Source organism: Desulfoluna sp. (assembly GCF_030145185.1).
Classification (GTDB): Bacteria; Desulfobacterota; Desulfobacteria; order Desulfobacterales; family Desulfolunaceae; genus Desulfoluna.
The window spans coordinates 41,634-63,966 of sequence record NZ_JAQYWB010000006.1 but is presented as its reverse complement, the minus strand read 5'-3'; the positions used below and the strand labels follow the sequence as shown (position 1 = coordinate 63,966).

At 51.2% G+C, this 22,333-nt stretch carries 34 protein-coding genes; 1 reads left to right on the top strand and 33 read right to left on the bottom strand.

The features are described 5' to 3' along the window. Positions 1-285 precede the first annotated feature (285 nt). Positions 286-1,134, top strand: a complete 849-nt coding sequence (locus tag Q1Q75_RS02950) for a GGDEF domain-containing protein (protein ID WP_300667511.1) — start codon at positions 286-288, stop codon at positions 1,132-1,134. A 172-nt stretch (positions 1,135-1,306) separates the two neighbouring features. Here Q1Q75_RS02950 and rplQ read toward each other — a convergent pair whose 3' ends face one another. The 33 genes from rplQ to rpoC form a co-directional block, all read right to left on the bottom strand. After that, positions 1,307-1,693: a 50S ribosomal protein L17 gene (gene rplQ / locus Q1Q75_RS02945; RefSeq protein WP_300667510.1), complete on the bottom strand. Its 387-nt coding sequence runs from the start codon at positions 1,691-1,693 to the stop codon at positions 1,307-1,309. A gap of 6 nt (positions 1,694-1,699) precedes the next feature. After that, on the bottom strand, positions 1,700-2,719 hold the full coding sequence (locus tag Q1Q75_RS02940; RefSeq protein ID WP_366945143.1) for a DNA-directed RNA polymerase subunit alpha: 1,020 nt from the start codon (positions 2,717-2,719) through the stop codon (positions 1,700-1,702). A gap of 55 nt (positions 2,720-2,774) precedes the next feature. After that, a complete protein-coding gene (rpsD, locus tag Q1Q75_RS02935; protein ID WP_300667509.1) occupies positions 2,775-3,401 on the bottom strand; it encodes a 30S ribosomal protein S4 in 627 nt (208 codons plus the stop codon). 54 nt (positions 3,402-3,455) lie between these two features. Then, positions 3,456-3,845: a 30S ribosomal protein S11 gene (gene rpsK, locus Q1Q75_RS02930; protein ID WP_092214356.1), complete on the bottom strand. Its 390-nt coding sequence runs from the start codon at positions 3,843-3,845 to the stop codon at positions 3,456-3,458. Between the two features lie 48 nt (positions 3,846-3,893). Further along, positions 3,894-4,262, bottom strand: a complete 369-nt coding sequence (rpsM, locus tag Q1Q75_RS02925; protein ID WP_300667508.1) for a 30S ribosomal protein S13 — start codon at positions 4,260-4,262, stop codon at positions 3,894-3,896. A 13-nt stretch (positions 4,263-4,275) separates the two neighbouring features. Further along, entirely contained in the window at positions 4,276-4,389 is a 114-nt protein-coding gene (rpmJ, locus tag Q1Q75_RS02920; RefSeq protein ID WP_092214360.1) for a 50S ribosomal protein L36, read from the bottom strand. Between the two features lie 46 nt (positions 4,390-4,435). After that, the gene (gene infA, locus Q1Q75_RS02915) at positions 4,436-4,654 is read right to left on the bottom strand and encodes a translation initiation factor IF-1 (RefSeq protein WP_092214362.1); all 219 of its coding nucleotides are present in this window, start codon (positions 4,652-4,654) and stop codon (positions 4,436-4,438) included. A gap of 277 nt (positions 4,655-4,931) precedes the next feature. Next, on the bottom strand, positions 4,932-6,230 hold the full coding sequence (secY, locus tag Q1Q75_RS02910) for a preprotein translocase subunit SecY (RefSeq protein WP_300667507.1): 1,299 nt from the start codon (positions 6,228-6,230) through the stop codon (positions 4,932-4,934). 6 nt (positions 6,231-6,236) lie between these two features. Next, entirely contained in the window at positions 6,237-6,674 is a 438-nt protein-coding gene (rplO, locus tag Q1Q75_RS02905) for a 50S ribosomal protein L15 (protein ID WP_300667506.1), read from the bottom strand. After that, positions 6,664-6,858 (bottom strand): 50S ribosomal protein L30, encoded by a 195-nt coding sequence (rpmD, locus tag Q1Q75_RS02900; RefSeq protein WP_300667505.1) that lies wholly within the window; start codon positions 6,856-6,858, stop codon positions 6,664-6,666. Before rpmD ends, rplO begins: the two co-directional genes overlap by 11 nt. A 16-nt stretch (positions 6,859-6,874) precedes the next feature. Further along, positions 6,875-7,369: a 30S ribosomal protein S5 gene (gene rpsE, locus Q1Q75_RS02895; protein WP_300667504.1), complete on the bottom strand. Its 495-nt coding sequence runs from the start codon at positions 7,367-7,369 to the stop codon at positions 6,875-6,877. Between the two features lie 17 nt (positions 7,370-7,386). Beyond that, on the bottom strand, positions 7,387-7,752 hold the full coding sequence (rplR, locus tag Q1Q75_RS02890) for a 50S ribosomal protein L18 (RefSeq protein ID WP_300667503.1): 366 nt from the start codon (positions 7,750-7,752) through the stop codon (positions 7,387-7,389). A gap of 93 nt (positions 7,753-7,845) precedes the next feature. Continuing rightward, a complete protein-coding gene (gene rplF / locus Q1Q75_RS02885) occupies positions 7,846-8,379 on the bottom strand; it encodes a 50S ribosomal protein L6 (RefSeq protein ID WP_300667502.1) in 534 nt (177 codons plus the stop codon). A 15-nt stretch (positions 8,380-8,394) separates the two neighbouring features. Further along, on the bottom strand, positions 8,395-8,793 hold the full coding sequence (gene rpsH / locus Q1Q75_RS02880) for a 30S ribosomal protein S8 (RefSeq protein WP_300667501.1): 399 nt from the start codon (positions 8,791-8,793) through the stop codon (positions 8,395-8,397). A 59-nt stretch (positions 8,794-8,852) separates the two neighbouring features. Next, on the bottom strand, positions 8,853-9,038 hold the full coding sequence (locus Q1Q75_RS02875; protein WP_092214376.1) for a type Z 30S ribosomal protein S14: 186 nt from the start codon (positions 9,036-9,038) through the stop codon (positions 8,853-8,855). A 77-nt stretch (positions 9,039-9,115) separates the two neighbouring features. Further along, entirely contained in the window at positions 9,116-9,655 is a 540-nt protein-coding gene (gene rplE / locus Q1Q75_RS02870; protein WP_300667500.1) for a 50S ribosomal protein L5, read from the bottom strand. 20 nt (positions 9,656-9,675) lie between these two features. Then, positions 9,676-10,005 carry a 50S ribosomal protein L24 gene (gene rplX / locus Q1Q75_RS02865; protein WP_300667499.1) on the bottom strand — a complete coding sequence of 110 codons (330 nt, stop codon included), beginning with the start codon at positions 10,003-10,005 and terminating at the stop codon, positions 9,676-9,678. 39 nt (positions 10,006-10,044) lie between these two features. Next, positions 10,045-10,413 carry a 50S ribosomal protein L14 gene (gene rplN / locus Q1Q75_RS02860; RefSeq protein ID WP_092214380.1) on the bottom strand — a complete coding sequence of 123 codons (369 nt, stop codon included), beginning with the start codon at positions 10,411-10,413 and terminating at the stop codon, positions 10,045-10,047. Positions 10,414-10,431: 18 nt separating this feature from the next. Continuing rightward, entirely contained in the window at positions 10,432-10,674 is a 243-nt protein-coding gene (gene rpsQ, locus Q1Q75_RS02855) for a 30S ribosomal protein S17 (protein WP_300667564.1), read from the bottom strand. 45 nt (positions 10,675-10,719) lie between these two features. Beyond that, positions 10,720-10,902 carry a 50S ribosomal protein L29 gene (gene rpmC, locus Q1Q75_RS02850; protein ID WP_300667498.1) on the bottom strand — a complete coding sequence of 61 codons (183 nt, stop codon included), beginning with the start codon at positions 10,900-10,902 and terminating at the stop codon, positions 10,720-10,722. Further along, on the bottom strand, positions 10,902-11,315 hold the full coding sequence (gene rplP / locus Q1Q75_RS02845; RefSeq protein ID WP_300667497.1) for a 50S ribosomal protein L16: 414 nt from the start codon (positions 11,313-11,315) through the stop codon (positions 10,902-10,904). The genes rpmC and rplP overlap by 1 nt, the downstream gene beginning before the upstream one ends. A gap of 39 nt (positions 11,316-11,354) precedes the next feature. Continuing rightward, the gene (gene rpsC / locus Q1Q75_RS02840) at positions 11,355-12,002 is read right to left on the bottom strand and encodes a 30S ribosomal protein S3 (RefSeq protein ID WP_300667496.1); all 648 of its coding nucleotides are present in this window, start codon (positions 12,000-12,002) and stop codon (positions 11,355-11,357) included. Between the two features lie 18 nt (positions 12,003-12,020). Continuing rightward, positions 12,021-12,356 carry a 50S ribosomal protein L22 gene (rplV, locus tag Q1Q75_RS02835; RefSeq protein ID WP_300667495.1) on the bottom strand — a complete coding sequence of 112 codons (336 nt, stop codon included), beginning with the start codon at positions 12,354-12,356 and terminating at the stop codon, positions 12,021-12,023. Between the two features lie 34 nt (positions 12,357-12,390). Then, the gene (gene rpsS, locus Q1Q75_RS02830) at positions 12,391-12,669 is read right to left on the bottom strand and encodes a 30S ribosomal protein S19 (RefSeq protein ID WP_300667494.1); all 279 of its coding nucleotides are present in this window, start codon (positions 12,667-12,669) and stop codon (positions 12,391-12,393) included. Between the two features lie 55 nt (positions 12,670-12,724). After that, positions 12,725-13,552: a 50S ribosomal protein L2 gene (gene rplB, locus Q1Q75_RS02825; RefSeq protein ID WP_300667493.1), complete on the bottom strand. Its 828-nt coding sequence runs from the start codon at positions 13,550-13,552 to the stop codon at positions 12,725-12,727. A gap of 14 nt (positions 13,553-13,566) precedes the next feature. After that, positions 13,567-13,854: a 50S ribosomal protein L23 gene (locus tag Q1Q75_RS02820; protein ID WP_300667492.1), complete on the bottom strand. Its 288-nt coding sequence runs from the start codon at positions 13,852-13,854 to the stop codon at positions 13,567-13,569. Next, positions 13,851-14,474: a 50S ribosomal protein L4 gene (gene rplD, locus Q1Q75_RS02815; RefSeq protein WP_300667491.1), complete on the bottom strand. Its 624-nt coding sequence runs from the start codon at positions 14,472-14,474 to the stop codon at positions 13,851-13,853. Before rplD ends, Q1Q75_RS02820 begins: the two co-directional genes overlap by 4 nt. Before the next feature lie 76 nt (positions 14,475-14,550). After that, positions 14,551-15,183: a 50S ribosomal protein L3 gene (gene rplC, locus Q1Q75_RS02810; protein WP_300667490.1), complete on the bottom strand. Its 633-nt coding sequence runs from the start codon at positions 15,181-15,183 to the stop codon at positions 14,551-14,553. An 18-nt stretch (positions 15,184-15,201) separates the two neighbouring features. Continuing rightward, positions 15,202-15,510 carry a 30S ribosomal protein S10 gene (rpsJ, locus tag Q1Q75_RS02805; RefSeq protein WP_180138952.1) on the bottom strand — a complete coding sequence of 103 codons (309 nt, stop codon included), beginning with the start codon at positions 15,508-15,510 and terminating at the stop codon, positions 15,202-15,204. Positions 15,511-15,528: 18 nt separating this feature from the next. After that, a complete protein-coding gene (tuf, locus tag Q1Q75_RS02800; protein WP_300667489.1) occupies positions 15,529-16,725 on the bottom strand; it encodes an elongation factor Tu in 1,197 nt (398 codons plus the stop codon). Between the two features lie 124 nt (positions 16,726-16,849). After that, entirely contained in the window at positions 16,850-17,320 is a 471-nt protein-coding gene (gene rpsG / locus Q1Q75_RS02795; protein ID WP_300667488.1) for a 30S ribosomal protein S7, read from the bottom strand. Positions 17,321-17,373: 53 nt separating this feature from the next. Further along, positions 17,374-17,745, bottom strand: a complete 372-nt coding sequence (gene rpsL, locus Q1Q75_RS02790; protein WP_300667487.1) for a 30S ribosomal protein S12 — start codon at positions 17,743-17,745, stop codon at positions 17,374-17,376. Positions 17,746-17,900: 155 nt separating this feature from the next. Continuing rightward, the gene (rpoC, locus tag Q1Q75_RS02785) at positions 17,901-22,292 is read right to left on the bottom strand and encodes a DNA-directed RNA polymerase subunit beta' (protein WP_300667563.1); all 4,392 of its coding nucleotides are present in this window, start codon (positions 22,290-22,292) and stop codon (positions 17,901-17,903) included. Positions 22,293-22,333: the final 41 nt, after the last annotated feature.

Sequence of the window (22,333 nt, the reverse complement as noted above, 5' to 3'; positions counted from 1 at the left end):
GTACCCCCGCTTTAAGGCGTTTATATCTATTCTCTTGACTTTATTATCGGATTTAAACTATTTTTTTTAAGCTTCTTTTATTTTTTTTAATAACCCATCGTAAAAATTAGGCATATGCTGACATTCCAACAACTCCTAAATCGAGTCAGGGAAAACGAAATAACATCTCGTAAATTCAACAAAGTTGAAGCAAAAATCCTGACAATCCTAAATTTCAAAGATCTCTTCGAAACCCTTCTTTCGGAAATATCAAAACAGTTCAGCATTCCATATGTCTGGATTACTTTGGTTGAAGGCAGCGACACATCGAGGCTTCTGCTCAAGGCGTTCGGCTCTTCGGAGCTACTTCCTGAGCGCGTCAACCTCACAACACGCTCCCAATTCCAGGGCCTTCTAGGGACCGGCAGCACCCCCACCCTCATCAACGAAGATATCAGCACCTACCGCGCTTTAATCCCCAAGAAAAGCAACTGGCTGATTCGCTCCATGTCAGTGGCTCCCATCAGTCTGGACGGGGATATCATCGGTTGCCTCAACCAGGGAGATGTCACGGCTGACCGATTCTCACCCGAACTCGATCCTGTCCTTCTCGCGCAACTCGCCCTCAAGTTCTCCCTGTGCCTCTCCAATGTCACGGCACACGAAAAATTACGGCTCCTCGCCTTCAACGACCCCCTGACCGAACTGCTCAACCGGCGATCCATGGAACATGCCCTGAAGCAAGAGTTCAATCGAGCCATACGCTACAACAGGGAGCTCTCTGTGTCCTTTATCGATCTCGACAAATTCAAGCTCGTCAACGACCAATACGGCCACGATGCGGGGGATAAAGTGCTCATGGATGTAGCCAAAATCCTCTCTCGCTATACACGGGAAAGCGATATCCTCTGCCGTTTCGCCGGAGACGAATTTGTCCTGGTTCTTCCAGAGACCCCCGTGTCACAGGCCGAGTCCATGATGCTGCGTATTCAGGAGGAGATGGCGTCAACCCCCATCGCCATCAATAGCCACACGCTTTACCAGCAGATCAGCTACGGGATCGCCTCCCTGCAGGTCGAAAAGTCCCACAGCTATCCCTCCCTGCTGAAGCATGCCGACAAGGCACTGTATCGCAACAAAAAACGAACGGCATAGCCCGTCGCCACAGGCCTTAGAGCCTTCGGTGAAAAGAGAACAAAAAAAGCCCGCGGCATGAAATGCCGTGGGCTTTTATGTGCAACAGGTCACAGCCACCTCCTGAGCAAATGCTCCTTGGCTGTTACTAACTGCTCATGCAGAGACCGGAAGGGCAAAGCCCTCCCCGATTTTACGCGTCAGTTGCTGCAGAGGCTTCGACCTTGGGAGCGGTAAACTCCACAATAGCCATCGACGCTGCGTCACCGGCACGAAAACCGATTTTGGTCACTCGGGTGTATCCGCCGTTTTTACCGCCGAAGCGTGCAGGAGCTTCTTCGAAAAGCTTGTGCACCACGTCTTTTTCGATAATAACAGCCATCACCTGACGTCGGGCGTGAAGATCTCCACGCTTGGCCAGAGTGATCATTTTATCAGCCCAACGACGTAACTCTTTGGCTTTCACGTCGGTGGTCTTGATCCTCTCATGCTTGAACAGAGAGGTCACCATATTACGAAACATCGCCTTACGATGGGCAGAGGTTCTGCCCAGCTTAACGCCTGCTTTTTTATGTCTCATTTCGTCTTACTCCCCTTCAGCTCCGTCTTCCTCCTTCGGATTGAAACCGTCAAGTTTCAGTCCGAGGGAAAGCCCCATCTCAGTCAAGACCTCTTTGATCTCGTTCAAAGACTTGCGACCGAAGTTTTTTGTTTTGAGCATTTCGGCTTCCGTTTTCTGAACAAGCTGATAGATCTTGATGATGTCGGCATTTTTGAGGCAGTTGGCACTTCGTACCGAGAGTTCAAGTTCATCTACATTTCTGTAGAGGTTCTCATTGAAATCTCTGTCCCCACCATCTTCACTGACGCTGTCGTGTTCAGGCTCGATATCCTCATCAAAGTTGATGAAAGGACTCATCTGCTCCTTAATGATCTTTGCAGCATACGCCACAGTATCTTCTGGAAGCAGGCTGCCGTCCGTCCACACCTCAAGGGTCAGCTTGTCATAGTCAGTTTTCTGACCCACACGGGAGTTGGAAACCGTGTAATTGACCTTCTTGATGGGAGAAAAGACGGAGTCGATGGCGATGGTTCCGACCGGTGCGTCCTCGTCTTTATTATCCCTGGCCAAAGCATACCCACGACCCACCTTAACGGTGAAATCCACGTTCAGCTTGCCCCCTTCGTTCAGGGTCGCAAGATGAAGCTCAGGATTGAGTATCTCCACCCGGCCATCGGGACTGATGAGGTCTCCCGCAAACACTTCACCCGGACCTTCGGCCCTTAGCTCCAGTGCCCGCGTTTCGGTGTCATCCACCTTCAACTTAATCTCTTTGACGTTGAGAATCAGCTCAGAGACATCCTCAAGAACCCCGGGGATCGGAGAGAACTCATGCAATACATCCTCAATTTTGACCGACACAACGGCGGCACCATAAAGGGATGAAAGAATGATCCTCCGGAGGGTATTACCAATGGTAATACCGTATCCCCTTTCAAGAGGTTCACATACAAACTTACCGTAAGTTGAGCTGCCGGACAAAAGAACTTTGTCCGGGCTGATCATCTCACGCCAGTTCCTGTATATCATTTCGTTTGATGTCATATTGATCTCCAGAATTGTGCCAAGAACAACAGTATGCTCACGTTAATATGCTCCACTACTTGGAGTATAGCTCGACGATCAACTGTTCCTGAATCGGCAGGGTGATGTCTTCACGTACAGGAAGATTTACAACTCTGGCTTTCATGTTATCTTTGTCAAGTTCCAGCCACTGGGGCACGCCTCTGCGAACAACGGCGTCAATGGCATCCTGAACAAACTGAACCTTCTTGCTCTTCTCACGGATCTCAACCACATCATCTTTTTTGACAAGGCATGAAGGAATATCCACCTTGCGACCGTTCACCTGAAAATGTCCGTGACGGACAAAGTGACGACCCTGAGTACGAGAGTTGACAAAACCGAGTCGGTAAACAACGTTGTCAAGTCTGCATTCCAAAGCCTGAAGCAGGTTGGTACCGGTAATTCCCTTCTTCTGATCCGCTTTTTTGAAAATAATACGGAACTGTTTTTCGGAAACACCGTAAATGCGTCTTACTTTTTGCTTTTCCCGCAGCTGGATACCGTAATCGGAAAATTTGCTGCGACGCTGGCCGTGCTGACCAGGTGCATAGCTGCGACGATCAAAACTGCACTTGTCTGAGTAGCACCGATCGCCCTTAAGGAAAAGTTTCATGTTTTCGCGTCTGCAGAGACGGCAGACGGAACCCCTGTATCTAGCCAAATCCTCCTCCTTTGATACTCAAAATATATATCGTATCATTCCAAATAATCTTTTTTAAACTCTTCTCTTTTTCGGGGGGCGACAGCCATTATGAGGCACAGGGGTAACGTCCCTGATCTTGGTAATCACAAAGCCCGCTGCCTGAAGAGAACGAAGAGCGGATTCTCGACCAGCTCCGGGTCCCTTCACCTCAACTTCCACGGTTTTCATGCCGTGTTCCTGAGCCTTTTTGGCCGCATCTTCTGCCGCAAGCTGTGCAGCAAAAGGGGTGCTCTTCCGGGATCCTTTGAAGCCGTGCATGCCGGCACTGGACCAAGAAATAACGTTACCATTGGTGTCGGTAACAGAGACAATGGTATTGTTAAATGTGGACTGGATATGAACCACTCCACTTGATATATTCTTTCTGACCTTTTTCTTCTGTCTTGCGCGTGTCTTCGCCATGACGCTTAAAAGCCTCCTTTAATCGTGACCAGGTGTCCCAAGCTGCACTTACTTCTTCTTCTTGACAGCAGCTCGTCTGGGGCCTTTGCGGGTACGTGCATTGGTTTTGGTTCTCTGTCCATTGACAGGGAGGGATTTACGATGACGAAGTCCGCGGTAGCAACCCAGGTCCATCAAACGCTTGATGTTCATGGAGATCTCGGTGCGAAGCTCGCCTTCTACACGACAATCTGCGTCAATTGTTTTCCTGATAAGGTTGACGTCAGATTCGGTTAAATCCTGAGTATTGGTACTCGGGTCAATATCGTTCTTCCCAAGAATATCTTTAGAAGTGGAAAGGCCCACACCAAAGATGTAGGTCAATGCGATATCGATTCTTTTTTTTCTGGGTAAGTCTACCCCTGCAATCCTTGCCAAAATTTAACCTCCTCTATCCCTGTCTCTGCTTATGGCGTTTGTTTTCGCAGATAACCCGTACAACGCCGTGACGACGTACAACCTTGCACTTAGGACATATTTTTTTTACTGAAGCTCTGACTTTCATATGGGTTATACTCCCTCGTCTTATCCTTCAAATATCGTAAGGATACCTACTTGGATCGGTAGGTGATTCTTCCTCTGGTCAAGTCATAAGGTGACAGCTCTACCGTCACCTTGTCCCCAGGCAGAATTTTGATAAAATGCATTCGCATTTTACCCGAAATGTGAGCCAGGATCTGATGCTTGTTTTCCAGTTCCACTTTAAACATTGCGTTGGGCAAAGTCTCAAGTACAGTCCCCTGTACTTTAATGGGTTCCTCCTTTGCCATAACTCTCCTCCCACGATAATTGCATCTGTCTGGTCCAATGGGTTAAACGGCTCACACCGCTTTCGACCAGATTGCAGAGTTTACCTTACGAATGATATCCAAATATCGAGTATCTTAACATTGCAACTCAACCGGCAGTCCCATGGAGAGGTGGCCACGAAACAAAACAAAACCAGCATGATGTGATACTACACTCGCAAATGGATAACAACCCTTTTTTAGCCGCCCTCCACAAGAGGAAGGCGAAAGGGTTGTGCATCCACATACGTTTTAGAAATTAACGTCGACCTTTTATCGCTTTCCCGTCACCCAGAAATCCGCTGTAATTCCGCATCACAAGATGCGATTCCATCTGGGCCACAGTATCGATGGCAACACCCACGACAATCAGCAGTGCTGTGCCACCAAAATAAAAGGGAACATGCGCCTTGGTTATCAGTATCGTCGGAAGGACACAGATAGCAGAGACGTAAACAGCTCCCACGACCGTAATGCGGGTCAACACACGGTCGATGTAGTCGGCAGTACGCTTGCCAGGTCGAATACCTGGAATGTATCCACCATTTTTCTTCATGTTCTCCGCAACATCCGTAGGGTTGAACTGGATGGCGGTATAAAAGAAACAGAAGAAAACAATAAATCCAACAAAGATTAACGAGTAGAGCAGGCTGCCTGGCGCCATCAGGTTACTGATCGTATTCATCACCGGAATATGCGGAAAAAACGACGCGATGGTCGTCGGAAAAACGATGATGGACGAAGCAAAGATGGGCGGAATGACACCCGAGGTGTTGATCTTCAGGGGTAGATGCGAACTCTGCCCCCCGTAGACCTTACGCCCCACAACGCGCTTGGCGTACTCCACGGGGATGCGGCGCTGAGCCGTCTCCATGAAGATAATAAAGCCCATAACAGAGACCATCATGGCAACAAGCAGCAAGGCGCTGAACAAGTTCATTTCACCTGAAGAAATGAGCCGGAACGTGCTGATCACCGCGGAAGGCATGCGGGCAATAATGCCTGCAAAGATAATGAGAGAAATCCCATTGCCGATGCCGCGTTCGGTAATCTGCTCACCCAGCCACATGATAAAAGCCGTACCGGCCGTCAGGGTAATGACAGTCATAATGCGAAACCCCCAACCGGGGTGCCCCACAACATGCATGGCTTCCAGGCCCACACTGATACCGAAGCCCTGGATCACGCTCAGAAGCACCGTACCATACCGTGTGTACTGAGTGATTTTCTTCTGTCCCTGCTCCCCTTCTTTCTTCAACTGCTCAAGGTGGGGTACCACCACGGTCATCAATTGAAGAATGATGGATGCACTGATATAGGGCATAATACCCAGGGCAAAGACCGAGAGGCGCTCCAGGGCGCCCCCGGAGAACATGTTGAACATGCCCACGATGCCCCCGCCATATTTAGAAAAAATATCGGCAAGTGCATCGGCATTGATCCCGGGTGTGGGAACGTGCACACCGATGCGGTAGACAAGCAACAGCATCAGGGTGGTCACGATCCGCTTCTTCAGTTCCGGCAGTTTGAATAGGTTCTGGAATCCACTGGTCGTCATATGGTCTTAGGCCTCTACTGTTCCACCTGCTGCTTCAATTTTCTCTCGGGCACTCTTGGACACCAGACACTCTTTGATCGTGAGTTTCATGGTGAGATCCCCGTTTCCAAGGATCTTAATGCCGTCCCGGTTACCTTTTACAAGACCAACCGCTACGAGAGCCGCCTCATCCACGACCTGTCCGTCTTCGAAACGAACAAGGTCTTTGATGTTCAAAATGGCAAACTCTTTTTTGAAAATATTGGTAAAACCACGTTTGGGCAACCGTCGGTGGATAGGCATCTGACCGCCTTCAAACCCGGGACGGACATTGCCGCCGGAGCGACTTTTAAAGCCCTTGGTACCACGGCCAGAGGTTTTACCCCAACCGGATCCCACACCACGGCCAATACGCTTGCGCGCTTTTACCGAGCCTTCGGCCGGTGACAGTTCATTAAGCTTCATTGGCGTTCTCCTCAACTTTCACAAGATGAACGACCTTGGTGACCATGCCCCGAATAGAGGGGGTGTCTTCCAGCTCTACTGTTTTGTTCATCTTGGTCAGGCCCATGCCTCTGAGTACCTTACGGTGCTTCTCGGGTCGGCCGATCATACTTTTGACAAGAGTGATTTTCAGCTTCTGTGACATTTGCTAACTCCCCCGATTACAGATCTTCAGGTCTCAGACCCCTGCGTCGGGCCACCTGTGCTCGGCTCTGATTAGCTTTCAGGCCTGCAATGGTAGCTTTGACTACGTTATGGGGGTTGTTGGAACCCATGCATTTGGTCAGAATATTGTGAACACCCACCGCTTCGAGGACGGCGCGAACCGCACCACCGGCGATGAGGCCAGTACCTTCAGACGCGGGCTTGAGCATCACGCGACCGGCGCCGAACTTCCCGATTACCTCAGAGGGAATCGTTCCGTTCACCAGGTTTACCTTGACCATATTCTTCTTGGCGGTTTCCACACCTTTACGAATGGCTTCGGGGACCTCACCGGCTTTGCCGAGTCCGTAGCCGACGCTTCCCGCTCCATCACCAACGACAACAATGGCACTGAAGCTGAATCTGCGACCACCCTTGACGACCTTGGCAACGCGGTTGATATAGACAACCTTGTCAATCAATCCGTTATCTTCTGTGTCTTTCTTAAACAAAGGACGCCTCCTTCAGATTAAAATTCAAGTCCTGCTTCTCGAGCCCCTTCAGCAAGGGACTTGACACGACCATGGTAGATGTAACCGCTGCGATCGAAAACGATGCTATTTACACCTTTTTCCATAGCCCTTTCCGCTACAAGTTTGCCGACCAACTTGGCCTTGGCAGACTTGTCGCCACCCTCTACGGCGCTGTAGCCCTTGTCGACGGTAGACGCAGATGCAAGTGTCACACCGGCTGAATCGTCAACAAGCTGCGCATAGATATGCTTGGCGCTGCGAAACACACAGAGACGAGGACGTTCCTGAGTTCCGATAATTTTCTTACGGATCCTGATCTTTTTTTTGAGTCGCTTCTCTTTGCGAGAGTTTGTAGTACCCATATCTTTATCCTGTATATGATAAGCTGAAACTTGACGGGACCCAATGAGTCAGATCCCGCCGGCACCATAGCTGGTGACACAATGTCAGTCTTATTATTTTCCTGTCTTCCCAGCTTTTCTCTGGATGTGCTCGTCGACATATTTGATCCCCTTGCCTTTAAAAGGCTCGGGAGGACGAACGTCACGGATGTTGGCGGCAACCTGGCCCACCATCTGCTTGTCGGCACCGGCAATCTTGAGAATATTCTTCGCCACAATGGCAGTGATGCCCTTGGGAAGCTCATAGCTGACAGCGTGTGAGTATCCGACGTTCAGGATGACCGTCTGACCTTTGACTTCAACCTTGTAGCCGATACCATTGACCTCAAGGGCCTTTTCAAATCCCGTGCTGACGCCGGTCACCATGTTGGCGGCAATGGCTCGGACCATCCCGTGATACGCTCCCGCATCACGAACATTGTCGATGATTTCAACGGATATGACGTTGTCCTCAATCTTCAGGTCCACAACAGGATGAATCTCCTGTTCCAGCTTGCCTTTAGGGCCCTCTACTACAAGTTTTCTTCCCACATAGGCAGCCTTGACGGATTCAGGCAGCACAATGGGCTTTTTTCCAATTCGAGACATTATGTCACTCCCTTGCTACCAAATATTGCAGAGAATCTCTCCGCCAAGTTTTTCCGATCTGGCCTGCTTATCGGTCATGACACCCTTGGAGGTTGAGACCACGGCCGCGCCGAGTCCATTGAGCACCGGCTTAAGTTCTTTGTGCTTGGCATACACGCGTCGGCTGGGCTTGCTCACTCTGGTGATTCCGAAAATGGCGTGGGTACCTTCCTGATCATACTTAAGGTACAGCCTCAGCATGCCCTGCTTTCCGTCTTCAACAAACTTGTAGTTCTTAATGAAGCCCTGTTCCTGAAGAACCCGCGCGATCTCGATCTTAATTTTAGATCCGGGGATATCGACATGGGGGAACTTGGCTTTGCCGGCATTGCGGATGCGTGTCAGCAAGTCCGCAATAGGATCACTCATCGTCATGATTTACTCCGTTGAATAGTACTGTAAAGGTTTATACCAGTATCGAGGGTAGGTCTGTCCTACCAGCTCGACTTAGTAACACCGGGTAACTTGCCGTGCGATGCAAGGTTCCTGAAACAGATACGGCAGATACCGAACTTTCGCATAAAAGCCCTGGGCCTCCCGCACATCGGGCATCTGTTGTTCGCACGGACTTTAAACTTGGGCTTGCGTTCGGCCTTCACCATCATTGATTTCTTCGCCACAGCTTTCTCCTTGCAGACTTCCCTTATGGGGACTCGGTCTCCCTTACGCCCCCTTCATGAAGTCAGATCTTGTTCCTCTAATTCCGAAAAGGCATCCCAAGGAGCTTAAGAAGCTCTTTGCCTTCCGAGTCGTTCTTAGCAGTGGTCACGATCGTGATATTCAGGCCCTTGATCTGATCAATCTTATCGTAATCGATTTCAGGGAAAATAATCTGCTCACGAACGCCCAAAGAGTAGTTGCCTCTGCCGTCAAAAGCCTTACCGGAGATACCACGGAAGTCACGAACACGAGGAAGAGAGATGTTGATCAACCTATAAAGGAAATCCCACATCTTCTCTTTCCGTAGAGTCGCCATACATCCGATGGGCATGCCTTCACGCAGCTTAAACGCCGCGATAGACTTCTTCGCTTTGGTAATGACGGGTTTCTGACCTGTAATGGTCGCCAACTCAGCCGCAGCCGAATCGAGGAGCTTACCATTTTTAATGGCTTCGCCCAAACCCATGTTCAAAACGATCTTCTCAACCTTGGGAACCTCCATGAGGTTTTTATACCCGAAGGCTTCCATCAGCTTGGGAACAACTTCTTCCTGATACTGTTTCTTAATGTCTGACATTTACATCCTCCGCCTCGGCCCTAAGCTTCGATGGTTTCATTGCATTTTCTGCAAACACGAACCTTCTTACCATCTTCCAAGACCTTCATCTTTATTCGGATGGGGTTGAGGCAGTGGTTACACATCAATTGAACATTAGAAAGGTGAATCGGTGCCTCAGATTCAATAATACCACCCTGGGTATTTTTGAAGTTAGGCTTCTGGTGTCGTTTCACCTTGTTGATGTTCTCCACAACAACCCGGTTTTCTTTCCGGATGACTTTGAGGACTTTTCCAATCTTGCCCCTGTCCTTTCCGGTAAGAACCTTAACTTTATCATCTCGTCGGATATGAGATTTTTCACTGTTCATCGTTCGTCTCCAAAATAGCGACCGGGATCTTTTCCGGAATTAAAGTACTTCAGGAGCCAGTGAGATGATACGCATAAACCGCTTTGCCCTCAACTCCCTTGCAACCGGGCCGAAAATACGAGTTCCAATAGGCTCCTGGTTCTGATTAACCAGTACCGCGGAGTTCTCATCAAAACGAATATAGGAACCATCGGCACGTTTGATGGCTTTTTTCGTGCGTACAATCACAGCCTTCATCACATCGCCCTTTTTCACTTTGGCGTTGGGAATGGCTTCCTTGACAGACACGACGATGATGTCGCCGACACCTGCATATCGCTTTTTGGAACCGCCCAATATCTTGATGCAGTACAGCTCCTTGGCACCGGAGTTGTCTGCCACGGTCAATCTAGTTTCTGTCTGAATCATCGTTGTCTTCCTTCTTTATCAAACCGCCTTTTCAACAATCTTACTCACGCGGTGCCGTTTGCTTTTGCTCAGCGGTCTGCATTCGCAGATGACCACTTTGTCGCCAATCCCGCAAGCGTTTTCAGCATCGTGGGCTGCATATTTGTTATGGCGCTTGATATACTTCTTGTAAATAGGATGCTTAACCAACCTTTCAACAAGAACGACGACGGTTCGATCCATCTTATCGGACACCACAGTTCCCTGCAGCTGTCTTTTCATTCCTCGTTTTTTCATAGCGCTAACTATTCTCTACCTTTAGAAAGTTCAGTTATCCCGAATGACGGTCTCGACCCTGGCAATGTCTCTGCGCACATTTTTCAGTGTGGAGGTCTTTTCAAGCTGACCGACACCATGCTGAAAGCGCAGGTTGAAGTGCTCTTCCTTCAGGTCCTGAAGCTTTGCCTTCAGATCGTCCTTGCCCATGGCACGAATATCTTGGATCTTCATTAGTAGTCGCCCCTCTCAACAAATCGAGTTTTTATGGACAGCTTGTGGGAAGCAAGACGCATCGCTTCACGAGCCAGCTCTCTGGGAACGCCTTCAAGTTCATAAAGAACCTTACCGGGTTTAACAACAGCGACCCATGCCTCAGTGGAACCTTTACCTTTACCCATTCGGACTTCGGCAGGCTTCTTAGTGATGGGTTTGGCCGGAAAAATCCGGATCCACATCTTCCCACCACGCTTCACGTGGCGGTTCATGGCAATTCGGGCGGCCTCAATCTGGCGTGCGTTGACATACCCGCACTCCAGGGCCTGAAGCCCAAACTCACCGAAGCTGAGGGAAGAGCCACGATAGGCTTTCCCCGTCATTCTTCCACGCTGCTGTTTTCTGTATTTGACCTTTTTAGGACTCAGCATTTGGAAACTCCTTCATTATCCTGACAAAACAAGGCAAAATTAATCCTTGTTCAGGATCTCTCCTTTGAAAATAAACACTTTGATGCCAATGATCCCATAGGTCGTATGGGCTTCGGCAAAACCGTAGTCGATATCCGCACGGAGGGTATGAAGGGGAACCCTGCCTTCCCGGTACCATTCGGTACGAGCCATTTCTGCACCACCGAGACGGCCGGCACAGATAATTTTGATGCCCAAAGCACCGAAACGCATGGCCGAGGAAACGCAACGTTTGATGGCACGACGGAAAGCAACACGACGCTCCAGCTGGAGAGCCACGTTTTCCGCCACCATCTGAGAATCGAGTTCAGGGCGTTTGATCTCCTGAATATCGATCATCACATCACGTTTATCACCACCAGAGGAGATGAGCTTCACCAGATCGGTCTTCAAAAGACCAATCTCGGAACCCTTCTTTCCGATAACAATCCCCGGACGGGCAGTGTGAATGCGGAGCCGGATCCTCTTAGAGGATCGTTCAATCTCTACCTTGGAAATACCGGCATGGTACAGTCGCTTTTTGAGAAACTTGCGAATCTGGAAATCTTCCATGACGAAATCCGCATACTGCTTGTCGGCGTACCAGCGGGAATCCCAGGTCTTGTTGATTCCGAGTCTAAGTCCTATTGGATTTACTTTCTGGCCCAACTTATTATCTCCTTTTGGTTACGCCTCATCAGCCACGACGACTGTGATGTGACTGGTTTTCTTCAGAATGCGTGATCCTCTGCCGCGCGCTCTGGCCCTAAATCTTTTCAGACTCGGCCCCTGATCAACAGTGATATTTTTAATAAAGAGCGCGTCAACGTCAAGCTCGTTGTTGTGATCGGCGTTGGCAACAGCTGACTGCAGAGTCTTTACGACGATTGCAGCAGCTTTCTGAGGCATAAATTTGAGCGAATTAATACCCGTCTCGACGGGCTTCCCCTTCACGGCGCCTACGATCTTTCGCACCTTCCGAGGAGAAATTCGCACATACCTTGCTACAGCTTTTACCTCCATTGTAAATCATCCTCTACTTAAAGGTTGCGGGGCGCTATTTGCCCTTGGTCTTTTTATCAGCCGCATGCCCCCAGTAGGTGCGTGTCGGTGAGAATTCCCCCAGTTTATGTCCTACCATATTCTCAGTAACGAATACCGGAATAAACTTTCGACCATTGTGTACTGCAAGTGTCAAACCGACCATTTCGGGAAAAATGGTAGATCGTCTCGACCACGTCTGGATGACCTGGTTGGATCGGTTTTCCTGAGCCAAGAGCACTTTCTTGACAAGCTTTGCATCAACAAACGGCCCTTTCTTAAGCGAACGTGGCATTTTGTCTCCTGTTCTTAAACTTTCAATTACCCGTACATGCTTTTACGTGAACCTGTTATTTCGTGCGCCGCTTCACGATGTAGCGATTGGTGGTCTTATTCTTTCTGGTACGATACCCTTTAGAAGGGACGCCCCAGGGAGAACAAGGGTGACGGCCGCCGGAAGAGCGTCCTTCACCACCACCCATGGGATGGTCAACAGGGTTCATAGCCACACCACGCACGCTGGGACGAACGCCCAACCAACGGGTCCGGCCTGCCTTGCCCTTGTTGATGCTACTGTGCTCTGTGTTTCCAAGTCGCCCGATGGTCGCCTTGCACTTGGCAAGAACCATACGTACTTCACCGGAGGGAAGCCGAACCATCGCATAGGCCTTTTCTTTGGCCATAAGCTGAGCAAAGGTGCCGGCACCGCGAACAATCTGCCCGCCTTTGCCAACCTTGAGCTCAATATTGTGGATCTGAGTACCCAGGGGAATGTTCTCCAGGGGGAGGCAGTTCCCGGGCTTAATATCAGCCTCGGCGCCGGACATGATCTGATCACCCACATTCAAGTTGATGGGGGCCAGGATGTACCGTTTCTCGCCGTCGACATAATGAAGGAGAGCGATCCGTGCGGTTCTGTTGGGATCGTACTCAATCGTAGCTACTTTTGCAGGGATCCCGACTTTATCACGCTTGAAGTCGATGACCCGGTAATGTCTCTTATGACCACCACCCTTGTGACGGCAAGTAATCCGGCCGTTCACGTTACGACCGCCGCTTTTCGTCAGAGGCCGCAGCAGACTTTTTTCGGGTTTGTCGGTGGTAATCCCTTCAAACGTCGAATATTCCTGGTGCCTGCGGCCAGGTGATGTCGGTTTGGTTTTTCTAATTGCTGCCATTTATCGCTCCCGGTCTATACACCTTCAAAGAATTCAATGGTACTTCCAGGCACCAGCGTCACAATCGCCTTTTTCCAGTCTTTGCGTTTTCCGACGATTTTGCCTTTCTGCTTGACCTTGCCCTTCACGACGATCGTGCGGACATCTTCCACGCCGACTTTGAAGATCTTCTCGACAGCCTTCTTGATCTGAATCCGGTTGGCCTTCGGAGCAACTTCAAAAGATACCTGATTCAGCGTCTCTTTCTGAATGGTGGTCTTTTCCGTATTTAACGGCTTGATAATGATATCGAATGTGTTCATGCTGACAGCCTCCCTTCGATTCCCTTAATGGAAGACTCGAGCAGGAGCAGCGTCTTGTACTTGAGAATATCATACACATTAAGGCCCTCGGTACGAATCACCTTGATGCCTTTGATATTGCGCGATGAAAGCTCGAAGTTGATATCTTCCGCATCCGTCACAATCAGTGCGTTCTCAATTTTCAGATCAGCAAGCGCCTTTACAACGGACTGGGTCTTGATCTCTTCCAGACCGAAGGTGTTGACCACCATCAGGTTTTCCCCCTGGAAACGGCTTGAAAGAGCCATTTTCAGAGCGAGTCGGCGGACCTTCTTGGGCACTTTGTAGGCCCAGCTCTTGAGCTGGGGACCGAAGGTCACCCCCCCTCCACGACGCAGAGGAGACTTCACGGAGCCGGAACGGGCGTTGCCGGTACCCTTCTGTCGGTAAAGCTTTTTGGTGCTACCGGTAATATCGGAGCGGCCCAAAACGGATGCAGTCCCGGCACGCCGGTTGGCCAGCTGCATCTTGACCACTTCGTGAAGGACACTTCCTTTTACGGCTACATTGAAGATATCGTCCGCAAGTTCAGCCTGCGACACTTTATCTCCTGTAACATTCAGTACATCAACGACAGCCATAACTTCCCTCGTTTTTTATTTTCATGCATCCACTTCGCTTGGTTTCTGCGGTTGGACACACGTTGATGTTCATCGTTTACTTGCCAAACTTCGGCTTCTTGATCTCAACGAGACCGGACTTCGCGCCGGGGATGCAACCCTGAATCAGGACCACATTCTCTTCTGCGCGGATATCCACTACGATCAGGTTGCGAACGGTCTTTCTGACGCCGCCGTACTGTCCGGGAAGCTTCTTTCCTTTAAAAACTTTGGCAGGCCAGGCACTGCAACCAATGGAGCCAGGGGCTCTATGGTTACGACAACCGTGGGTTTCAGGCCCACGAGAAAATCCGTGACGCTTGATTGTCCCTGAAAAACCGCGACCCTTGGAGGTACCGGTTACGTCAACAAGTTCACCCACTGCAAACATCTCAGCGGTGATCTGCTGACCCAGGGCATACTCGGCTGGGTTAGCCACTTCAAATTCACGAACGTCGGAAAAAAAGCTCTCGCCACTCTTGGCGAAATGGCCCTGGAGGGGCTTGGTCGTGTGCTTGGCTTTTTTATCTCCGAATCCGAGCTGAACGGCATTGTACCCGTCCGTGTCCACGGTCTTAATCTGAGTTACGACGCAGGGGCCTACCTGTACTACAGTGACGGGGATGTACCTCCCGTCTGAGGAGTAGACGCCTGTCATCCCCAATTTTTTACCCAAAAGTCCTCTACTCATTGGTAATATACCCCTTAACTACAGTTTAATCTCTACATCGACACCAGGTGAAAGATCCAGCTTCATCAGAGCGTCCACGGTCTGCTGAGTCGGTTCAAGGATGTCCAGCAGACGCTTGTGGGTTCTGATTTCAAACTGCTCACGTGACTTCTTGTTCACGTGGGGTGAGCGAAGAATGCAGAATTTATTGATACGTGTGGGCAGCGGAATGGGTCCGCAAATCTTTGCGCCCGTCTTCTTGGCGGTGTCAACAATATCAAGTGCTGATTTGTCGAGAAGCCTGTGGTCATATGCCCTGAGCCTGATCCTGATCTTGGTATTGATCATCATGATTTGATTTCCTACCTATTCGATAATTTCAGAAACTACACCTGCGCCAACAGTGCGCCCACCTTCACGAATTGCAAAGCGAAGCTCTTTTTCCATGGCGATAGGGTGAATCAGTTCAGCAATAATGGCGGTGTTGTCGCCGGGCATGATCATCTCAACACCTTCAGGGAGACCAAGAATACCGGTTACGTCAGTAGTGCGGAAGAAGAACTGGGGGCGGTAGCCTTTAAAGAACGGGGTATGACGGCCGCCTTCTTCTTTGGAGAGGACATAAATTTCTGCTTTGAACTTGGTATGGGGCGTAATGGAACCGGGCTTGGCCACAACCTGACCACGCTCGACCTCTTCACGCTTGGTGCCGCGAAGCAAAAGGCCCACGTTGTCGCCAGCCATGCCTTCATCCAAAAGCTTGCGGAACATCTCAACACCGGTACAAACGGTCTTGGACGTAGGACGAATCCCTACGAGTTCCACTTCATCACCGGTGTGAACCACGCCACGTTCGATACGACCCGTCACGACGGTGCCACGACCGGAGATAGAGAAAACATCCTCAATAGGCATGAGGAAGTCTTTGTCCGTGTCGCGCTCGGGCTCAGGGATGAAGCTGTCGCAGGCATCCATGAGCTCGAAGATGCACTTGGCCGCTTCGTCTTCGTGGCTGTCAGCTTCCAGAGCACGCAGGGCGCTGCCGCGGATAATCGGTGTGTCGTCACCGGGGAACTCATACTTGGAGAGCAACTCCTGGAGTTCCATTTCAACGAGCTCAATGAGCTCTTCGTCGTCCACCATATCGCACTTGTTGAGGAACACAACAATGCGGGGGACACCCACCTGGCGAGCGAGCAGGATGTGCTCACGGGTCTGGGGCATGGGACCGTCGTCTGCGGACACAACAAGGATCGCGCCGTCCATCTGGGCGGCACCAGTGATCATGTTTTTAATGTAGTCAGCGTGACCAGGGCAGTCGACGTGAGCATAGTGTCGATTGGGAGTCTCGTACTCCACGTGTGCGGTTGCAATGGTGATGCCGCGCTCTTTTTCTTCCGGTGCCTTATCGATCTCGTCAAAGGCAATGGCACCGGCGGTTCCGGCTCGGAGGGCGTTCTGCTTGGTAATCGCAGCGGTGAGCGTGGTCTTACCGTGGTCAATGTGACCAATGGTACCAACGTTTACATGCGGTTTGTTGCGTTCAAATTTTTCTTTTGCCATGGTGGTTTGTTTCCTCCTCCGGCCTGGCGGGCCGGAATACGATAAAGGTTTCCTTAGTGACAGGATGACATAAAGCGGGCTTCATTCACACAGTGCAATCGGTCGCGATAAAATTGGATCCGGATTACCATCTGTAGTGAGCGAATGCCTTGTTTGCGTCTGCCATCTTGTGGGTATCTTCGCGCTTCTTAACAGAAGCACCGCGGTTACCGGACGCATCCATCATCTCAGCGGCCAACTTGGCTGCCATAGATTTTTCGGAGCGCTTGCGGGAATACTCGATCACCCAGCGAATAGCCAGGGCCCGGCGACGTGACGGACGGATCTCGGTGGGGACCTGATACGTGGATCCCCCGACCCGGCGAGACTTCACCTCAATGGCCGGACGAACATTTTCAAGGGCTTTTTCAAACACTTCAAGGGGAGGCTGACCGCTCTTCTCCTTGATGATATCAAAAGCGCCATAGAAAATCTTCTCAGCGGTACTTTTCTTCCCATCGAGCATAATGGCCGCCACGAAACGTGAGACAAGCTCACTGTTGTATCGAGGATCGGGCATAACCGGTCTATGGGGGACTTCCCTTCTTCTTGGCATAGCTTCTCACTCTTTTGACAAATCTTGGTTATCGATTCAGATGGAGAGTCATCTTACTTCGGCTTGCGAGCTCCGTACTTGGAGCGACTCTGTTTTCTGTCTTCCACACCCAGCGTATCAAGGGTACCCCTTACAATCGTGTAACGGACACCGGGAAGGTCTTTCACTCGACCACCACGAACAAGAACAACAGAGTGTTCCTGAAGGTTATGACCAATTCCGGGGATATAGGCAGTGATCTCCACACCTGTGGTGAGTCGAACCCTGGCTACCTTCCTGAGTGCTGAGTTTGGTTTTTTCGGAGTCGAAGTATACACACGAGTACAGACACCACGCTTCTGAGGTCCACCCATCAGGGCTGGCGTGCTGGTCTTCTTTCGTGCGCGCGTTCTTCCTTTGCGGACCAACTGGTTAATCGTAGGCATTTCGTACCAAACTCCTTTAATTGTTTGTCATTTTCCTAAAACGCAAAATACGGCATGATACATATACCATCCCGTTCTGTCAAGAAATTATTTTCCTTACCTATTTGTATCAAAGGCGGGTTTCCTTAGAAAACCCAGGAAACCCGCCCTGTTTTCTAAAGATCAATCACGTTGATCTCTTCAGCAACCTCTTCCATGTCGCTCTTGACCTCAATGTCTCGGTACCGATCAATCCCGGTACCGGCAGGAATCAATCGACCCATGATCACGTTCTCCTTCAAACCGCGCAGGGTGTCCACCTTACCACGAATACTGGCCTCGGTGAGAACCTTTGTGGTTTCCTGGAAGGATGCCGCGGAGATAAAGCTGTCGGTGGAGAGAGAGGCCTTGGTGATCCCCAGAATCAAGGGCTCACCTTGTGCAGGCTGGGCGCCCTCTTCCACGAGACTTCGGTTCGCATCGGCAAAATCGGTACGATCCACATGCTCCTCCATAATAAAAGAGGAGTCACCAGAGTCGGTCACCTTCACCCGCTTCATCATCTGGCGAACGATCACCTCAATGTGCTTGTCGTTGATACGCACACCCTGGAGTCGATACACCTGCTGAACCTCATCCACCAGGTAGCTGGCCAGAGCCACCTCCCCTTTGATGTTGAGAATATCCTGCGGGTTCTCGCTGCCTCCGGTGAGTTTCTCACCGGCGCGGACGTAGTCCCCCTCGTAGACGTTAATATGACGCCCCTTGGGAATCAGGTACTCACGTTTTTCGTTGACCTCCGCATTGGTCACGGTGACCTTCTGCTTGCCCTTGGTCCCCTTGGAGATAGCAACGTACCCGTCAATCTGGGCCAGAACCGCTGTCTCTTTGGGCTTCCGAACTTCAAAGAGTTCGGCGACACGGGGGAGACCCCCGGTAATATCCTTGGTCTTGGTGGTTGCACGGGGCAGCTTGGCGATGATATGCCCCGCCCGGACCTCATCGTGTTCTTCCACAAGAATAACCGCTTCAACAGGCAGTGTGTAGCGGGCCAGTGCTCCGCCCCCCAGCTGAACCGTTTTGTTGGCATCGTCTTTAATGGAAATTCGAGGGCGCGCATCCCCCAGACGGCTTTCGATGATGGTACGACTGGACTTCCCGGTGACGGGGTCCAGTTTTTCCTGCATCGTCTTACCCGACTCAATGTCCCCAAACTTTACCTTGCCGGAGACTTCCGTGATGATCGGAACCGTGAAGGGGTCCCAGGAGGCGAGAAGCTGTCCGTTTTCAACGCTCACCCCATCCAGTGCCATAAGGTGTGCACCGTAAATAACGTGATGCTTTTCACGCTCACGGCCGGTGTCGTTGACGATGGAAAATTCACCGCCGCGTCGGTTCATGACAATAAACTCACCGACTTCGTTCTTCACCACCTTCAGGTCATCAAGGAACTTGATGTTGCCATCGACTCGCGCCTTGATTTCTGCGACTTCAACCTTTCGACTGGCCGTCCCGCCAATATGGAAGGTACGCATGGTGAGCTGGGTCCCCGGCTCACCGATGGACTGAGCCGCCAGAATACCCACCGCCTGACCGATCTCCACGGTATCGCCGTGGGAGAGATCTCGACCGTAACACTTGGCACACACCCCGCCGCGGGTCTTGCAGGTCAGAACCGAACGAATCTTAAGGCTGGTGATCCCGGCATCTTCCATAATGGAAAGAATTTTTTCGTCGATCTCGACGCCCTCTTCCACCAGCACTTCATCGGTAAAGGGGTCGTAGACGTTCTCCAGGGTTGTGCGGCCAAGGATACGCTCACCGAGGCGCTGAATGACCTCACCACCTTCCATGAGGGCCTCCACCTCAATCCCCATGGTGGTGCCGCAATCGGGCTCAATAACCGCACAATCCTGGGCCACATCCGCCAGACGACGGGTCAGGTAACCCGAGTTGGCTGTTTTAAGGGCCGTATCCGCCAAACCTTTACGGGCACCGTGGGTGGAGACAAAATACTGCAGCACCGAAAGCCCTTCGCGGAAGTTGGCCTGGATGGGCGTCTCAATGATCTCCCCGGAAGGCTTGGCCATCAAGCCACGCATACCAGCCAGCTGACGCATCTGGTCTTTCGACCCTCGGGCGCCGGAGTCGGCCATCATAAAGATCGAGTTGATGTTGTCCACGTTGCGTGTATCAAGACGGATATCGTGCTCCCCCTTTTCAGGGAGAAGAACCGGCACTTTGGGTTCACTCATGGTATCCATCATGGCGTTGGCGATGTCGTCCGTGGCCTTGGCCCAGATATCCACCACCTTGTTGTACTTTTCACCCTGAGTGATCAGACCTTCTGCATACTGGCGGTTGATCTCCAGCACCTTATCCTCGGATTCATGCATGATATCCCATTTGTTGCCGGGAATCACCATGTCATCGATGGAAATGGAGAGGCCTCCAATGGTGGAGTAACGGTAGCCCAGGTCCTTCAGGCGATCCGCGAGAAGCACCGTCGCCTTGGGGCTGATGTAACGATACGCAAAGTCGATCAGGTCCCGGGACGCTTTTTTATCCATGACCTTGTTGATCATGGCAAAAGGAATGCCCGGACGCCGGTTAGTGACATGAAAGACGTGGTATCCGCTCGAGGTTTCGACCACCTCACTGAACGTCCCCATCTCCAGAGCAAAAAGGGCATCCAGGGTGTCGTCATTCAGACGGAACACCTTCCGCATCTCTTCGTGATCCATGTACCCGATATCACCGCCACGCTTCCTGTCAGTCGAGTCAGAACGGGAAACCAGATCGGCAAAAGGCGTGCCAGACACGAGCGAGGCATGAATGGTCTCAGCCTTTTCACGATCCTTCACCACGATGCGGCGAAAGCTGAGCTCGGGATGGGAAGGAATAATGTCCCACAAAATAGTCCGGCCCACGGTGGTCTCCATGTAGGACGACCCCATACGGACTTTAATGGAGGCATGAAGCCCCATCACGCCGTGGTCATAAGCCGTCCGAACCTCGTCAAAGCTGCCGAACGTCGACCCTTCACCACGGGCACCCGCCACCTGACGGGAAATATAGTAAAGGCCCAGGACAATATCCTGAGTCGGAACAATCACCGGCTGACCGTTGGCAGGCGAGAGGGTGTTGTTGGAGGCCAGCATCAGAACACGGCACTCCACCTGCGCTTCAATAGAAAGCGGAAGGTGAACCGCCATCTGGTCACCGTCAAAGTCGGCGTTGAAGGCGGTACAGACCAAGGGGTGAAGCTGAAGGGCCTTGCCCTCCACCAGAACCGGCTCAAAGGCCTGAATACCTAAGCGGTGAAGGGTGGGAGCACGGTTCAACATCACCGGATACTCCTTCACCACCTCATCCAGGGTATCCCAGACCTCGGGGACTTCGCGCTCCACCATCTTCTTGGCGCTCTTGACCGTGGAAACGAGCCCCTTCTTCTCCAGACGATGATACACGTAAGGTTTGAACAACTCCAGAGCCATCTTCTTGGGCAGACCGCATTGGTGGAGACGCAGGCTCGGTCCCACCGTAATAACAGTACGTCCAGAATAATCCACACGCTTTCCGAGAAGGTTCTGACGAAAACGACCCTGCTTGCCCTTGAGCGTATCAGAAAGAGACTTCAAGGGACGCTTGTTGGTGCCGGTCACCACACGGCCGTGACGGCCGTTGTCGAAAAGGACGTCCACGGACTCCTGGAGCATACGCTTTTCGTTCCGAACGATGATGTCAGGAGCTTTCAGCTCCATCAAACGGCTCAGACGGTTGTTCCGGTTGATGACCCGACGATAAAGATCGTTCAGATCTGAGGTGGCGAAACGCCCCCCCTCCAGAGGAACCAGCGGGCGAAGATCCGGAGGAAGAATGGGCACCACGCTCATGATCATCCAGATCGGGTCAACACCGGAGTTGTAGAAGGCGTCGACAATTTTCAGCCGCTTGCTGAGCTTCTGCTTCTTGGCCAGGGAGGTGGTGGTTTTCAGCTCTTCACGCAGATCGTTGTAAATCTGCTCGAGGTTTAACTCTTCGAGAAGTTTTCGAACCGCCTCGGCACCGATGCCGACCTCAAACGCCTCTCTGCCATAAAGCTCGGACGCTTCAATGTATTTATCATCGGAGAGGAGCTGGTACTTGGTGAGACCGGTCTCCTTGGGGTCCGTGACGATGTAGCTGTCAAAATAGAGGACCTTCTCCATGTTTTTGAGGGTGATGTCCAAGAGGTTGCCGATCTTACTGGGCAAACTCTTCAGAAACCAAATATGGGCCACGGGGGTGGCCAATTCAATGTGGGCCAGGCGCTCACGACGCACCTTGGACTGAATCACCTCAACACCACATTTTTCGCACACAACACCGCGGTGCTTCATGCGCTTATATTTGCCGCAATTGCACTCATAGTCCTTGGTGGGACCAAAGATCTTGGCACAGAACAAGCCGTCACGCTCAGGCTTGAACGTACGGTAATTGATCGTCTCTGGCTTCTTAATCTCCCCATGAGACCATTGCATGATCTGCTCGGGAGAGGCCAGGGCAATCTTTACGCCGGAGTACATCTTGGGATCTATCGGCTTGGCGAAAAAATCGTATAGGGTTT